This window comes from Sphingomonas mali NBRC 15500 (genome assembly GCF_001598415.1).
In the GTDB taxonomy this organism is placed as follows: domain Bacteria; phylum Pseudomonadota; class Alphaproteobacteria; order Sphingomonadales; family Sphingomonadaceae; genus Sphingomonas; species Sphingomonas mali.
Window position 1 is genome coordinate 1 of record NZ_BCYX01000106.1, and the last position, 595, is coordinate 595.

The 595-nt window shown below is 65.4% G+C and carries 1 protein-coding gene; it reads right to left on the reverse strand.

The window, feature by feature from the left end:
- On the reverse strand, positions 1–389 hold a 389-nt coding region (locus SMA01S_RS23985; protein ID WP_157094129.1), incomplete at its 3' end, for an IS110 family transposase.
- Positions 390–595: the final 206 nt, after the last annotated feature.

Below are 595 nucleotides of genomic sequence, written 5' to 3' on the forward strand. Positions count from 1 at the left end.
CGCAGCCTCGCGGCCAGGGCGATGAGGCGCTGCTGATCGGCGGATGGCGGGGGCGTCGCCACCATGCGCTTGGCGTCGGCGAAGCGCGCGATCATCATCGCGTCGATACGGTCGGTCTTTTCCAGATACCCCATCGCTTCGGCGAACTTGCGGACCGAGCGGGCATTGGCGATGGCGCAGGGCTGGCCCGCCTGCCACAGGGCCAGATAGGCGGGCTGCTCAAGACCGCCGCTGGCCTCCATCACCACCAGCGCCGCATGATGCGCGCGACAATAGGCCCCAAGCTCGGCAACGCCTTCGGCGGTGTTGGCAAAGCGCTGATGGCCGGCCGGCTCGATCCAGGCATCGAGCCACGACTTGGATACATCCACTCCACAAAAGATCGTCATCACGGTAACCTGCCTTGTCTGTACGACTGCGGATCAAGCGACTGTTCGGTTGTACGTGACTGCGGCGATGATCCCTGGCTCCCACACGGTTGCTGCCAGAGGGTGATCGGGCGACATCGCCGGAACACCGGGGCGGGCGGCCGCCCTCCCCGGTGTTCCATCGCTTCCAACCGGACAATCGGCACATCGTCCAGATACAAGGGTGA